Source organism: Veillonella sp. AF13-2, assembly GCF_003603295.1.
Taxonomy (GTDB): domain Bacteria; phylum Bacillota; class Negativicutes; order Veillonellales; family Veillonellaceae; genus Veillonella; species Veillonella parvula_E.
On record NZ_QTMT01000003.1, the window covers coordinates 77872 to 90799 of the forward strand.

A 12928-nucleotide genomic window follows, 5' to 3' on the forward strand; every position below is an offset into this window, starting at 1 on the left:
TCTATCAGACCTTTATTGTTAATATAACTATATATTAGTGAAAGCTTGGTTTGTCATAGTGTGTACCTGGTTCACCTACGCCGATGCTTGTGCGGTGGAAAGGCGTTTCATCCGTAGCGTGTAAGATATCAAAGATAGCTTTTACCACTGCTTCGCGTGAAACTTGGGCATCGTTGAATTGAGCCCCTTCAGGGATGAGTTCGTAATCAGTTTTCTCTGGATCATTGTAAAGCCATGTGAGGCGCAAGATGGTGTAATTTAAGTTGGATTCGCGTAATACATTGCGTGCTTGGCGCTCACCTTGAACATAGCTAATCGGCAAGTTGTCGAAGGTCCATTTTTCAAGTGCTACAGGGAATTCACCAGAAAGTCCAGCCATGGACACACCGATAACACGGCGTATATTTTTGCGGCTCAATGCTTTCACGATGGAAGCCATATCACTGCCAGACTCCATAGCACCTACAAATACAACCTCCGCATTTGTTACAGCTTGTTCTAATTTACCAGGATTTTGGAACGAACCTTCAATCACTGTAACGCGTTCATGGTCGATAATCTCTGGAGGTATACGTGTTTTCAACTGACGACCGTATAATGTAATGTGCATATCTGTATATGTTAATAGTGTAGCAGTCAACTTTTGAGCTATTTGGCCCGCAGCTCCTAAAATCGTAATATACTTATACATAAAAAAGACCTCCTATGTTCGGGCATAAATATTTAATAAAATTTTAACATACATATATGACAAATACGTGAGAAAAAATTATAAAAATCTTTGTATTATTTTCGTAATTTAATTGATGCTTAACATTTCATTTGTTGTTTTTAGCTGTGCAAATCGATTCCGCCAAATCTTTTCTTTGTAAAAGGATAAGATTGTACCGGCTGGTAGATACTCATTGTCAAAGGTTGAGATAGCATCTTCGACGATGGTGATATTATAACCATACTCAAAGCCTACTTTCACAGATGTATCAATGCAAAATTCCACCTGCATTCCTACGAATGTTAAATCGGTAATATTTTTTCGGTTTAAATATTCCTTTAATTCAGTGTCCTTGAAGATACTATTGTAATATTTATTGAAAATCTTTTCGTTTTCTTGCGGTTTTAATTCGTGATAGACTTGCCAATTATCGCTACCTGTTGCTAATAAGCCTTCATCTTCAGAATGTCTGATAAAAATGACTTCTATATTTTGATCTCTAAAATGTTGAATGATTGCTTTTGTATTTGAGATAAAGTTTTTGGCATTGTAAGGGTTTTCCTTAACTAAGCCTTCTTGTATATCGATTACGATTAATGCTTGTGCCATGATATTTCCTTTTTTATTCATAAATAAGTATCTATGCGCATTATATCATAAGTATATAACAAGAAAAGGAAGATATAAGTATCATAGATGTTGATAGTAATTTTAAAGGGTGCTGTAAAATTTAATGTTGAATTTACGCGATAATTTAACTACAATAGTGATAAGATATTAGAAAAATGAGTAGTATATCACTAAAGTATTCTGGAGGTGATAGTATGCCGAATATAAAACCTATTTCAGATTTACGAAACTATTCTGAAGTTTTACGTGATGTTACTATAGATAGTCCCGTATTCTTAACTAAAAATGGTAGAGGCCGATATGCAATTATGGATATTCAAGATTATGAACGTCTAATGGCTACGATAAAACTTATGGGCGCTTTAGAGACAGGTCGTAAATCTGGTGAAGAACAAGGCTGGATTTCATCAGAGCAACTAAAGACTGAATTGGGGATTTAATTATGAATAATCAAATTAGCTATGCACCAAAAGCACGAGAAGATTTGCTAGAAATAAAATCTTTTATAGAAGAAGAAACCGGTGATATTGAGTTAGCTAAGAAAACCGTTTTGGATATAGTAACTGCGAATGATTCGTTGAGTATATTTCTAGAAATGGGGCAGCGATTATTGATTAATCTAGGAAGTAAAATTGAATACAGATATTTACTTTGTCATAATTATTTAAGTTTTTACCGTTATTTAGATCGGACTATCTATATTGATAGAATATTAAACAGTAGACGTAATTATCTTAGAATATTATTAGATGAAGTACATTAGTTCTTAAAAGCACTATCATTAATAGATGGTGCTTTTTTTATGGACTTTACTTGAAGTCCCTTGATAGCCTCTAGGCTTTCACAAATTCTCGAAGAATGATAAAATAAATCCATATATATTTTTATAGAAATGAGGCTATTATGGAACGGATTCAGGATCTTGTGTACACACATGTGCAGGGTGGCCAGTTTAGATGGGTCACTGTCAGCACATTGATGCTCGCATTGGGCACGATTTTGCATTTGGTGAGCCCTAGTGTGGCTGGGGTAACGCCGAACTGGACGATTGCTACGTACTGCGTAGCTATTTTATTGACTCGTCCTAGTTTGAGTCAAACCTTGGGGATTGGCCTCGTGGCGGCCCTCATCAACGTATTGACGTCTAAGTCAGCGTTTCCTTATGGCAACTTGTTGTCTGAGCCAGGTGGTGCTTTGACGGCGGCTCTCGTAACGCGTGCTATGTTGTCCATGAAGTTCCGTAAAATTGGTGGTTTTGATTTAACGCCTGTCGTGTCTGGCTTTTTAGCAACTGTTGTATCTGGGGGTATCTTTGTTACTATTTTGTGGCAAGTGCTTGGGTTGCCAAATAATGTGTACATGTACGGCATGTGGCCATTGGTACTCATTGTAGGGGCCTTGAATGGTGCCATTACACCAATCTTGTATATTCCGGCACAACGTTTATTCTCTAAACGTGGCATGTTGCCAAATGCAGATCAATTGACATCTGATCATAGTCGCTTGACTATTTTGCCTGAGCGCCAAGCTAAAATATCCATTGAGCACGTAAATTACTATCATCCTAAGGCGACTACACCATCCCTTGAAAATATCAATCTCGATGTAAATGAAGGTGATTTCCTCGTTGTTACAGGTCCTGCTGGTTGTGGTAAAAGTACCCTTTGCATGGCGATGGTAGGGGCGGTGCCTAAATTCTATGGTGGACGTCTAGAAGGCATGGTCTTCGTTGATGGTCATGCGACTACGCAAATGGAAATCCCAGAACTAGCGAACCATATCGGTGTAGTTCTGGCCGACTACGATACACAGCTCGTAACGATGACAGTTCGTGAAGAAGTGGCCTTTGCTATGGAAAACCGCGGTTATGACCGCGAAACTATTAAAGCTCGCTCTGAAGAAGTGTTTAAGCAAGTTGGCCTCGTAGGCTTAGAAGACCGCAAGATTACAAGTTTATCTGGTGGTCAACGCCAACGTTTAGCTATCGCTTCTGTATTGGCTACGAACCCAACTGTACTTGTTCTTGATGAACCGACTAGCTCTCTCGATCCAGATGGGACCGCTGAATTATATCGCCTTGTAGGTGATTTGAACCAAAAACACGGCATTACCGTTGTTGTTATCGACCATGACTTGCATGCTGTATTGCCGTATGCAAACCGCATGGCCCTCATGGTAAATGGTTCTATCGCCTGTGATGACGATGTATCTACTACGCTTCGTTACATGTACGAGCACAATATTCATGTCGATGCATTGCCATCTGTATTTACAACCTATATGGAATTAGAACAAGCCGGCTTCCACAGTGATGAACCTTGGCTCAGCATCGAGTCTGCTATCAAGGGCTTGCACCAAATTGAAATGGCTCATGCTATTCAAACCGAGGTGCATGGTAAAAGCAATTCTCCAGTTAATCAAAGAAATACAGTAGATAATCTTGCTGATCAATCTAATATAGTAGAAAATAGACAACCAGTTCAACGTGTTGATGATGTACTAGGAAAGGACGGTGGCGCTCATGCTTAAGGTTGAAAAGATCCGCTTTGGCTATGTGCCATCCGTAGATATTTTCCGAAACGTGACTTTCACCATCGAAGGAGGCGAATATATCGCTATTGGTGGCCGTAATGGTTGCGGCAAAACGACTATTACGCGTTTGCTCGTAGGCCTCGAAAAGGCTAGGGAAGGCCACATGTATTATAACGGCAGAGACATTACGTCCATGCCACCGTCTAAACGGGGGCAATTTATCGGCTACGTATTCCAACAGCCAGATCGCCAAATGTTCAGACCTACCGTAGCCACAGAGGTTGCCTTCGGACCTGAGTCCTTGGGACGCAGTAAAGCCGAAGTGAAGCGTATCGTTGATGAAGTATTGGAGCGTACAGGCATCGGCCATTTGCGTGAAGCCTATCCTCCAACATTGCGCCGCGGTGAAAAGCAGCGTGTTGCCATTGCTTCTGCGCTGGCTATGCAGTCTAAAATCCTCATCCTTGACGAACCAACCAGTGGTCAAGATGGTAAGGAAACTAAAGAGTTATTAGCATTATTGCGTCAGCTTAATTCAGAAGGTATCACAATCCTTCTTATTACACATGATATGGAAATCATGGCTAGCGAATGTAGCCGTGCTATCATCATGGGTAACCAAACCGTTGCCTTTGACGGTAGTCCAGAAGAATTATTCAAAAAATCTACGGATGAATTGCAAGACCTAGGCCTTACAAAACCGCCAAGTGTAGAACTTTCATTAGCGGTACCAGCCTTAGGTTATTGCAAATCTATGGATGAGTTGAAATCCAAGTTAGTGGCTCAGTTGAGCGGAAAATAGGAGGGGCATATGGAACGTTTAGTACCGTTAACAAAAATCTTGATGACCCTCGCTGTATCCGTGTGGGCCATCCTGTTGCGCGACTGGGTATCTCTATTGGCATTAGTCGTAGTAGAGCTTGGTGGATTGTTTGTGGCAGGTTTGTTGTTCAAACAACACAAAGCAGTGCTGGCATTAACTAGCTTTGCTGTATTCCTTGGCCTCATCCAATTCCTTGGCAGTGGCGATATAACATCTGCCATCGTATCCGGCTTGCGAATGTTGGCTATGACACTTGTCTTTATAGGTCTGTTGGCAACTACAAAATTACAAGATCTTACGGCCGCGCTCGTAACACAATGTAAAATTCCTTACGAATATGCATTTATGTTCACTGCCGCACTTCGCTTTGTGCCTGACTTCATTGCTGAAAGCCATGCTGTACAAGAGGCGCAAGCTTGCCGTGGCTTATCTCTAGAAGGCAACTTCATTAAGCGCATCAAATCCTATGCATCTGTTATTCAACCATTGCTGTTAAAATCCTTGGGACGCTCCGAAACAATGGCGTTGTCCTTGGAGCTACGTGGTTTTGGTGGCCCCACACACAGCTTTGCTGCATCCGTAGGATTGAAAAGAATCGATTATACTGTGATTGCAGGCCTTGTGGTAGTAACGATTATTTTATTTGTTATTGCAGCTTAGTTTTTTACTGATCAAATAATATAATTAAAAGGACGAGTTGTAGCTCGTCCTTTTTCTTGCGTATGTGGGCTATTTTTATATATTATGTTAAATAGAAATAATATTTTTTAGGATACCTACAGTTTTGAGGAATACTTATGAGTGAATTAGTAATACGACCAATTACAAGGAATGATATAGCCTCTTGTTTAGATATTTATAATTATGAGGTTGTAAACGGCGTAGCCACGCTTGATCTTGAACCTCGCACGTTGTCAGAGTGGCAGGAGTGGTATGAGGCTCATAGCGATGAGCACCATCCTATTGTGGTAGGTACCATTGATGGGATTGTAGCAGGCTATGCATCGCTTTCACCATATCGACCTAAAGAGGCCTATAAAAGTACCGTCGAATTATCTATCTATATCCATCAAGATTATCGCGGTAGAGGGGTTGCTACACAACTGATGGCTCATATTTTAGAAATAGCAAAAAATGATCCGTTATTGCACAATGTGGTATCCGTTATTACGGCTGGCAATGAAGGCAGCACCAAGTTACACGCGCGATTTGGCTTTACCTATTGTGGTCTAACGCCTCAAGTTGGATTCAAACATGGTAAATATCAGGATACCGAAACATACGCATTATTGGTATAATAATTAGTATAGTAAAATATATAAATTAATACGTTATACCAATGATGTATAGATTATAGATAAGGATTCGCCAGGGGTTAGGGCGAATAGGGGTGATTGAATGAACATGAAAGATGAACGGCAGTTCGTTGGATATAGTAAGTATCGTAGCCGTCTCGTGGACGGTCATGTGCATACGGAGTTGTGTCCACATGGTAGTGGGGACCGAACTGCGATGATGATAGAAAAGGCTATCGAGTTGCGTATTGAAAAGGTATGCCTTACAGAACATGCACCATTGCCAACAGCTTTTGCTGCAGAATACGGTGGCGATAAAAAGGCCTATGACACAGCGTCTTTGAAATTAAATGAAGTTGATACCTACTTAGAGCTAGGCCGTCAATTACAACGTGCGTATGGCACACATATCGATATTTCTCTCGGTTTTGAAGTCGATTATATTCCAGGCTTTGAATCAGATATTCAAGAGTTCTTGGATCGTTATGGTCCGTTGACGGATGATAATATTTTATCCGTTCACTTTATGGAAGGCGTTAATAATGCCTTTTACTGCTTAGACTACAGTCCTGAAGAATTCGAAAAAGGTTTTGGGCCGTGGATCGAAAAACAATATGAGTTATATTACAAATATTACTCCACCGTGCGCCAAGCCGTGCGTGCTGACCTCGGTGAATATACACCTAAACGTATAGGCCACTTTGATTTAATCAAGAAATACCAACATCACTTTGGCTTTGAACGTCATTTAGATCGTCGCAATGCGCAGGTGGTGAGCGATATTTTGCATATTATGCGCGTCCAAGGTCGCGAGCTAGACTACAACATGAGCGGCTTCTTCAAACCTGACTGCCGTGAAATGTACCCAAGTCGCTTCATTCAAGGCATGGCGGCTATCATCGGTGTGCCATTTGTATTGGGATCTGATGCACATAGTGTGGCAGATATAGAAAATGTTTGGGGCTAGTATAAAATCATTATTATAGTAAATACATGAAATATTAACGGTTCTATTGACAATTCTATAGAACCGTTATATTATAGTTTCATACTTTAGCTAGATAAAGCGATAAAATAGAAAAGTATCGATATAGGTAGAATTTTTCTCATAGTAAATAGAAGATTTATATAACGCATTTAATACTAGTTATATGATGCTTTCATAGACAAGAGAACTAATAAGACGAAATGATAGAAAGGATGTTTACGATGGTACAGCAGCAATTACCTACGGGGTTCCGTGATGATATAGGGATCGTAGCAGAGCGCAAGGATGATGTGAGTCAATATGTACTCGGTCTTTGTCGAAATCGTCAATACACAAAGATCTCTACGCCTCTCGTAGAGTACAAAGATGTATTCAATGGCTATGCAATGGGGCGCGGTCAACATATGTACGAATTCATGGATAGTTCTGAAGTGTCTGTCGTAATTCGTCCTGATTTGACCATGCCTATCGGTCGTTTCTTAGCGACTACAAATATTGAATTGCCTCGCACGTTCTACTACTTGGGCGATGTATTTATGAAAAATAAAAAGCACCGTGGCGATGTTAACCAAGTGACGCAAGGTGGCATCGAGATGGTAGGCTACGAAGGGCTTGAGGCTGAGCAAGAGTGTTTCAAGATTATTAAAGAGGTGAACGAAGCTCAGTTGGGCAACAATTTATTGCTTGAAATTGGGGATGCTCGTTTTTCTCGTGCTATTACTGATGCTCTAGGACTCAGAGATGATGAAAAAGCGGAGCTCTTAGAGGCGTTATTCACTAAATACTTGCCACGATATAATGAGTTGATTTCTGACTTTAAAAATAGTGCGCTATATCCTTTCTTAACTGTATGGCCTCGCTTGTTTGGTACGGTTCAAGATATAAAGGATGAGCTTAATCAAATTATCTTGCCAGCAGCGGCGCAGCGCATTTTAGATAATCTCGTAGATATGGCAAATCAAGTGGAAGCAACTGGTCAACAGGTTCGCATTGATGTGTCTACAGAACCGCCTCAATCTTATTACACAGGTATTACCTTTAGAGGTTATGTGGACGGCGTGTCTCAATATATCGTCAGTGGTGGTCGTTATGATGGACTGTTATCTAGCTTTGATGGTACACCGATGCCGGCCGTTGGGATGGCTTTCAACATTGATGTCTTGACTGATATTACCTTGCAAGGTGAAAGCAAAGTGCAGGATAACGATACATTACGCATCGCTCTTACGAAGGGCCGTGTAGAAAAGGATTTTATTCCTCTCCTAGAAGCCTGTGGCGTAGATTGTGAATCATTACATAATAAGGCACGTAAACTTATTATTTCTTTGGGCGATTTTATGGAGGTCATCCTCGCAAAAGGGCCGGATGTAACGACGTATTTGAAAAACGGCGTTGTGGACCTCGGTATCGTCGGCAGTGATGTATTAGATGAACAAGACGATACGAGCTATGAAATGCTTGATTTACAAACGGGTAAATGCCAATTTATCTTGGCTTCTTTAGCAGGCTATGACCCTAAAGAAGGCCGTCGTCAACGAATTGGTACGAAATATCCAACTGTTACAAAACAATACTTTGGAGCTCAAGATGTAGAAATCATCAAAATTGAAGGCTCTGTTGAGCTGGCCCCACTTGTAGGACTAGCAGATGCTATCGTAGATATTACGGAAACGGGTACCACTTTGCGTGAAAACAATCTAGAAATCTTCGATTGGCTACAGCCCATATCTACACGCTTAGTAGCAAATCCATTAGCATTAAAACAAAAGCGAAATACCATTTTTAAACTCATAGATCAGCTTTCAGAAGCAATTAATAAAAATTAATAAATAAGATGTAGAGTGAATCATATATTTAACTAGCAATATGGATAGCTCAAGTAGGAAGAAGGATGACAGATGAAAATATATAAGGAATCATTAGAGGCGATGCTTGCTATCGTACGGAATTACACACAGCAAACCACAGATATGGAGATTGAACGTCGGGTGTACGATATCATTGCTGATGTCCGCACTAACGGTGATGCAGCGCTCAAATCGTATTCTGAAAAATTTGACGGTGTTTCCATTGAAGATTTCAAGGTGCCTCAAGAGGAAATCGACGCAGCTTATGAGTCTTTATCTGATGATTTGAAAGCCGCATTATTAAAGGCAAAGGCGAATATTACAGAATTCCACAGCCGTGAAATCGAGCAGGGTTTTGTGGATATGGATACACCGGGTATCATCCGTGGTCAAAAGGTCATTCCTTTGGCTCGTGTTGGTCTTTACGTTCCTGGAGGTACAGCCGCGTATCCTTCGACCATTATCATGACTGCTTTGCCCGCAAAGATTGCAGGCGTAAAAGAAATCATCATGGTTACGCCGCCTCAAAAGGATGGCATTAATCCTGCCGTATTAGGTGCTGCAAAGCTTGCCGGCGTTGATGCGGTATATCAAGTGGGCGGTGCCCAAGGTGTGGCGGCCCTCGCTTATGGTACGGAAACGATTCCAAAGGTAGATAAAATTGTAGGTCCTGGCAATATTTACGTGGCTACGGCGAAACGTCAAGTATTTGGCCAAGTCGATATCGACATGATTGCGGGCCCAAGTGAAATCGGTGTTATCGCCGATGACAGCGCAAATCCAGTTCATTTGGCAGCAGACTTGTTATCTCAAGCAGAACATGATCCTCGTGCACGCGCTATTATGGTGACTACTAGTGAAAGTTTAGCAAATGCCGTATCTGATGAGGTGGAACGTCAACTTAAATTGTTACCTCGTGAAAGCATCGCTCGTCCAGCTATTGAAAACAACAGTTACATTGCTATTATGGACAGCATTGAAGATATGTTTACCGTAATGAACGAAGTGGCGCCAGAGCATTTGGAAATCCAATTGCCGGATCCAATGAACTATATGAGCCTCGTTCAAAATGCAGGCTCTGTATTCCTTGGCGCTTATGCGTCTGAGCCGTTGGGCGATTATGTAGGTGGTACAAACCACGTATTGCCTACTAGTGGTACGGCGCGATTCTCGTCTCCGTTAGGCGTATATGATTTCGTGAAACGTACATCTTTCACACAATTTACAAAAGAACGTTTAGAAGAAGTGGCAAAACACATTACTACATTGGCTCGTACGGAAGGTCTCGAAGCGCATGCTCGTGCCATCGAAGTACGATTTGAAAAATAGATTATAAAAAATATTAGAAAATAGATTTGGCATCTATATTTATATGTGTATTTAAAATATACAGTGAAAATATAGATTAGAAATATAGATTATAAAAATAGATTTGAAGTATAGAGGTCGTTATGATACGCACAGGCACGGTGCAACGCACCACTCAAGAAACAGATATTACAGTAGAAATTACCCTTGATGGGGCACAAACAAGCTCCATCTCGACCGGAATAGGCTTCTTTGACCACATGTTGACGCTATTGGCGAAGCACGGCCGTTTTAGCCTTGTGGTAGAGGCAAAGGGAGATACATATGTGGATGCTCATCATACAGTTGAGGACGTTGGACTTGCCTTAGGGCAGGCCTTGGTGAAAGCCCTTGGCGATAAGGCTGGTATCGAGCGCTATGGCGATGCTTGGGTCCCTATGGATGAAGCATTGACGCAAGTTGTCATCGATTTGAGTGGTCGCCCGTACCTCGTTTTCCAAGGGGAATGGAGTACGCCGGTTTTAGGTGGCAACTTTGAAACAGAGCTGGTGGAGGACTTCTTCCAAGCTCTTGCGATGAGCGCTGCTATGAACTTACATGTGCGCAATTTGTATGGTCGCAATACACATCACATTATTGAAAGTATGTTTAAGGCAACGGGTCGTGCATTGCGCAAAGCAGTTACTATCAATCTGGATATCCAAGGGGTTAACTCTACAAAGGGCGTTATTTAATAAAGGAGAATGTATGATTTTTCCAGCTATAGATTTACAAGATGGGCGCAGTGTTCGCCTGTATAAAGGCGATTTCGCGCAGGAAACGGTCATCAATCCAGATCCAGTGGCCCAAGCAAAACAATATGAAGCGGCTAAAGTGGGAGCCTTGCACCTCGTCGATTTAGATGGTGCCAAGGCGGGCAAGCCTGTAAATGTAGACATTGTAAAAGCAGTGCGTGCAGCTTTCACAGGTATCCTTGAAATCGGAGGCGGCATCCGAGATAAAGAGGCTGTTGACCTCTATTTGAGTTTGGGCGTAGATCGGGTTATCTTAGGATCTGTAGCGCTTAAAAATCCGGAACTTACGAAGCAGGTTATCGCTGAATACGGTGCGGAGCGCATCGTTATCGGTGTAGATGGAAAAAATGGCAAGGTCGCCGCTGAAGGTTGGCTCGACCAATCGGACGTGCCGATGCCTGATTTAATTGGTGCCATGGTTGAAGGTGGGGCAAAGTATTTCATCGTTACCGATGTAGACAGAGACGGTACGATGCAGGGCGCCAATGAAGAGTTACTTGGGAATTTGCAAAAAGAATTCCCTATAGCACGCATCGTTGCCTCTGGGGGTGTTCGTAATCTAGGGGATATTAAATCGCTAGAACAAAAAGGCGTTATGGATAGTATTGTTGGTAAGGCTCTTTACGAGGGCTCGATTACACTAGAGGAAATCGCCGAGTACAATCAGCAGAAATAATAGAAATGACTGTGATGCTCTTAAATTAATTATTGACCGCAACCAATGGAATATATTGAGTGACATTCGATGGAAAGGAGCTTTATGTTAGCGAAACGGATTATCCCTTGTCTTGATGTAGATGATGGGCGGGTAAAAAAAGGGGTTAACTTTGTAAATCTCGTAGACGTAGGCAGTCCAGTAGACATTGCGGCCTCCTATGAGCAGCAACAAGCGGATGAGCTGGTATTCTTAGATATTACGGCCACCGTTGATGCGCGGACTACTATGCGCGATGTGGTACAAGAAATCTCCACACAAGTTTTTATGCCACTCACAGTGGGGGGCGGCATAAAGAGTGTTGATGATATGACGGCTTTGTTGAAAGCTGGTGCGGACAAGGTATCTTTGAACTCCGCGGCTCTCGCTAACCCTGAGCTCATCACAGAAGGAGCTCAAAAGTTTGGCAATCAATGTATGGTAGTAGCCATCGACGTGAAAACCGATGACGAAACTGGCGAATGGTATGCCTATACTCACGGAGGTCGCAAGCGTACAGAGTGGAAAGCTCTAGACTGGGCTAAAGAGGCCGTAGCTCGTGGAGCAGGAGAGTTATTAGTGACAAGTATGGACAAAGATGGCACGAAATCCGGCTTTGATATTGAACTATATAAGGCTCTAGAGTCCGTCGTAAATGTACCTATCATCGCCTCTGGAGGGGCAGGTAAGGTTGAGGATTTTATAAATCTCTTTAAGCAAACCAGCGTTACCGGTGCACTGGCGGCATCTATATTCCACTTCGGAGAAGTTAAAATTCCTGAACTTAAACAAGCACTACGAGCTCACGGAATTACAGTACGCTAAAACAGATTTAAGAAATTATTATCTCTCGTAAGTTCTTTACTAGTCTATATGTTCAGAGTCCGTTAAATAGTTTGTTTATAGATAAATAGAATAGAAATAGATAGAGATACAAGCTAATATAGGATAACAGATTGGTGATTACTTTTAATAAAGGATAGAATATGAAACCGGATTTTGAAAAAGGAAATGGCTTGTTGCCGACGGTTGTGCAGGATGCGGAGACTAAGGACGTCCTCATGGTGGCTTGGATGAACGAAGAAAGCTTTCACAAAACACTAGAAACAAGGGAAACGTGGTTTTGGTCTCGGTCTCGTGAAGAGTTATGGCATAAGGGTGGCACTAGCGGTAATGTGCAGCACGTGGTGAGCATGGCCCTAGATTGTGATGGCGATACTTTGCTCATTCAAGTTAAGCCTGAAGGACCTGCCTGTCACACAGGGCGCACAAGCTGTTTCTTTAATGAAGTAGAACGGAGTTAAA

15 protein-coding genes are annotated in these 12928 nt (G+C 41.8%); 13 read left to right on the forward strand and 2 right to left on the reverse strand.

Annotation, left to right across the window (positions count from 1 at the left end):
• Positions 1-34 precede the first annotated feature (34 nt).
• Entirely contained in the window at positions 35-691 is a 657-nt protein-coding gene (locus DWV85_RS06250) for an NAD(P)H-binding protein (RefSeq protein ID WP_123138325.1), read from the reverse strand.
• 108 nt (positions 692-799) lie between these two features.
• The gene (locus tag DWV85_RS06255; RefSeq protein ID WP_004697951.1) at positions 800-1321 is read right to left on the reverse strand and encodes a cysteine hydrolase family protein; all 522 of its coding nucleotides are present in this window, start codon (positions 1319-1321) and stop codon (positions 800-802) included.
• 215 nt (positions 1322-1536) lie between these two features.
• Between DWV85_RS06255 and DWV85_RS06260 the strand changes: the two genes are divergently transcribed.
• The 13 genes from DWV85_RS06260 to hisI all read left to right on the forward strand — a co-directional run bounded on the left by DWV85_RS06260 (position 1537) and on the right by hisI (position 12927).
• The gene (locus DWV85_RS06260) at positions 1537-1782 is read left to right on the forward strand and encodes a type II toxin-antitoxin system prevent-host-death family antitoxin (protein WP_004694224.1); all 246 of its coding nucleotides are present in this window, start codon (positions 1537-1539) and stop codon (positions 1780-1782) included.
• 2 nt (positions 1783-1784) lie between these two features.
• Positions 1785-2105, forward strand: a complete 321-nt coding sequence (locus tag DWV85_RS06265; RefSeq protein ID WP_123138326.1) for a type II toxin-antitoxin system RelE/ParE family toxin — start codon at positions 1785-1787, stop codon at positions 2103-2105.
• Between the two features lie 140 nt (positions 2106-2245).
• The gene (locus DWV85_RS06270; RefSeq protein WP_123138327.1) at positions 2246-3871 is read left to right on the forward strand and encodes a tryptophan transporter; all 1626 of its coding nucleotides are present in this window, start codon (positions 2246-2248) and stop codon (positions 3869-3871) included.
• On the forward strand, positions 3864-4676 hold the full coding sequence (locus tag DWV85_RS06275; RefSeq protein WP_123138328.1) for an ABC transporter ATP-binding protein: 813 nt from the start codon (positions 3864-3866) through the stop codon (positions 4674-4676). The genes DWV85_RS06270 and DWV85_RS06275 overlap by 8 nt, the downstream gene beginning before the upstream one ends.
• A gap of 9 nt (positions 4677-4685) precedes the next feature.
• Complete coding sequence (locus tag DWV85_RS06280; protein WP_123138329.1) at positions 4686-5357, forward strand: energy-coupling factor transporter transmembrane component T; 672 nt, start codon at positions 4686-4688, stop codon at positions 5355-5357.
• 137 nt (positions 5358-5494) lie between these two features.
• Complete coding sequence (locus tag DWV85_RS06285; protein ID WP_123138330.1) at positions 5495-5995, forward strand: GNAT family N-acetyltransferase; 501 nt, start codon at positions 5495-5497, stop codon at positions 5993-5995.
• 100 nt (positions 5996-6095) lie between these two features.
• Entirely contained in the window at positions 6096-6959 is an 864-nt protein-coding gene (gene hisJ / locus DWV85_RS06290; RefSeq protein ID WP_012863724.1) for a histidinol-phosphatase HisJ, read from the forward strand.
• 242 nt (positions 6960-7201) lie between these two features.
• Positions 7202-8806 (forward strand): ATP phosphoribosyltransferase, encoded by a 1605-nt coding sequence (gene hisG / locus DWV85_RS06295; RefSeq protein WP_123138331.1) that lies wholly within the window; start codon positions 7202-7204, stop codon positions 8804-8806.
• A gap of 72 nt (positions 8807-8878) precedes the next feature.
• On the forward strand, positions 8879-10156 hold the full coding sequence (gene hisD, locus DWV85_RS06300) for a histidinol dehydrogenase (protein ID WP_008603225.1): 1278 nt from the start codon (positions 8879-8881) through the stop codon (positions 10154-10156).
• A 122-nt stretch (positions 10157-10278) separates the two neighbouring features.
• Positions 10279-10869 carry an imidazoleglycerol-phosphate dehydratase HisB gene (hisB, locus tag DWV85_RS06305; protein WP_123138332.1) on the forward strand — a complete coding sequence of 197 codons (591 nt, stop codon included), beginning with the start codon at positions 10279-10281 and terminating at the stop codon, positions 10867-10869.
• A gap of 13 nt (positions 10870-10882) precedes the next feature.
• Complete coding sequence (hisA, locus tag DWV85_RS06310; protein WP_123138333.1) at positions 10883-11605, forward strand: 1-(5-phosphoribosyl)-5-[(5-phosphoribosylamino)methylideneamino]imidazole-4-carboxamide isomerase; 723 nt, start codon at positions 10883-10885, stop codon at positions 11603-11605.
• Positions 11606-11689: 84 nt separating this feature from the next.
• Positions 11690-12448, forward strand: coding sequence for an imidazole glycerol phosphate synthase subunit HisF (hisF, locus tag DWV85_RS06315; RefSeq protein ID WP_123138334.1), 759 nt, complete (start codon positions 11690-11692; stop codon positions 12446-12448).
• Between the two features lie 161 nt (positions 12449-12609).
• Positions 12610-12927, forward strand: a complete 318-nt coding sequence (gene hisI / locus DWV85_RS06320; RefSeq protein ID WP_004694201.1) for a phosphoribosyl-AMP cyclohydrolase — start codon at positions 12610-12612, stop codon at positions 12925-12927.
• The last annotated feature ends 1 nt before the right edge of the window (position 12928 follow it).

Excerpts from the sequence above, each read along its gene's own strand:
- DWV85_RS06250 (WP_123138325.1), bottom strand. The coding sequence starts at position 691 with ATGTATAAGTATATTACGATTTTAGGAGCTGCGGGCCAAATAGCTCAA.
- DWV85_RS06255 (WP_004697951.1), bottom strand. The coding sequence starts at position 1,321 with ATGGCACAAGCATTAATCGTAATCGATATACAAGAAGGCTTAGTTAAG.
- DWV85_RS06260 (WP_004694224.1), top strand. The coding sequence starts at position 1,537 with ATGCCGAATATAAAACCTATTTCAGATTTACGAAACTATTCTGAAGTT.
- DWV85_RS06265 (WP_123138326.1), top strand. The coding sequence starts at position 1,785 with ATGAATAATCAAATTAGCTATGCACCAAAAGCACGAGAAGATTTGCTA.
- DWV85_RS06270 (WP_123138327.1), top strand. The coding sequence starts at position 2,246 with ATGGAACGGATTCAGGATCTTGTGTACACACATGTGCAGGGTGGCCAG.
- DWV85_RS06275 (WP_123138328.1), top strand. The coding sequence starts at position 3,864 with ATGCTTAAGGTTGAAAAGATCCGCTTTGGCTATGTGCCATCCGTAGAT.
- DWV85_RS06280 (WP_123138329.1), top strand. The coding sequence starts at position 4,686 with ATGGAACGTTTAGTACCGTTAACAAAAATCTTGATGACCCTCGCTGTA.
- DWV85_RS06285 (WP_123138330.1), top strand. The coding sequence starts at position 5,495 with ATGAGTGAATTAGTAATACGACCAATTACAAGGAATGATATAGCCTCT.
- hisJ (WP_012863724.1), top strand. The coding sequence starts at position 6,096 with ATGAACATGAAAGATGAACGGCAGTTCGTTGGATATAGTAAGTATCGT.
- hisG (WP_123138331.1), top strand. The coding sequence starts at position 7,202 with ATGGTACAGCAGCAATTACCTACGGGGTTCCGTGATGATATAGGGATC.
- hisD (WP_008603225.1), top strand. The coding sequence starts at position 8,879 with ATGAAAATATATAAGGAATCATTAGAGGCGATGCTTGCTATCGTACGG.
- hisB (WP_123138332.1), top strand. The coding sequence starts at position 10,279 with ATGATACGCACAGGCACGGTGCAACGCACCACTCAAGAAACAGATATT.
- hisA (WP_123138333.1), top strand. The coding sequence starts at position 10,883 with ATGATTTTTCCAGCTATAGATTTACAAGATGGGCGCAGTGTTCGCCTG.
- hisF (WP_123138334.1), top strand. The coding sequence starts at position 11,690 with ATGTTAGCGAAACGGATTATCCCTTGTCTTGATGTAGATGATGGGCGG.
- hisI (WP_004694201.1), top strand. The coding sequence starts at position 12,610 with ATGAAACCGGATTTTGAAAAAGGAAATGGCTTGTTGCCGACGGTTGTG.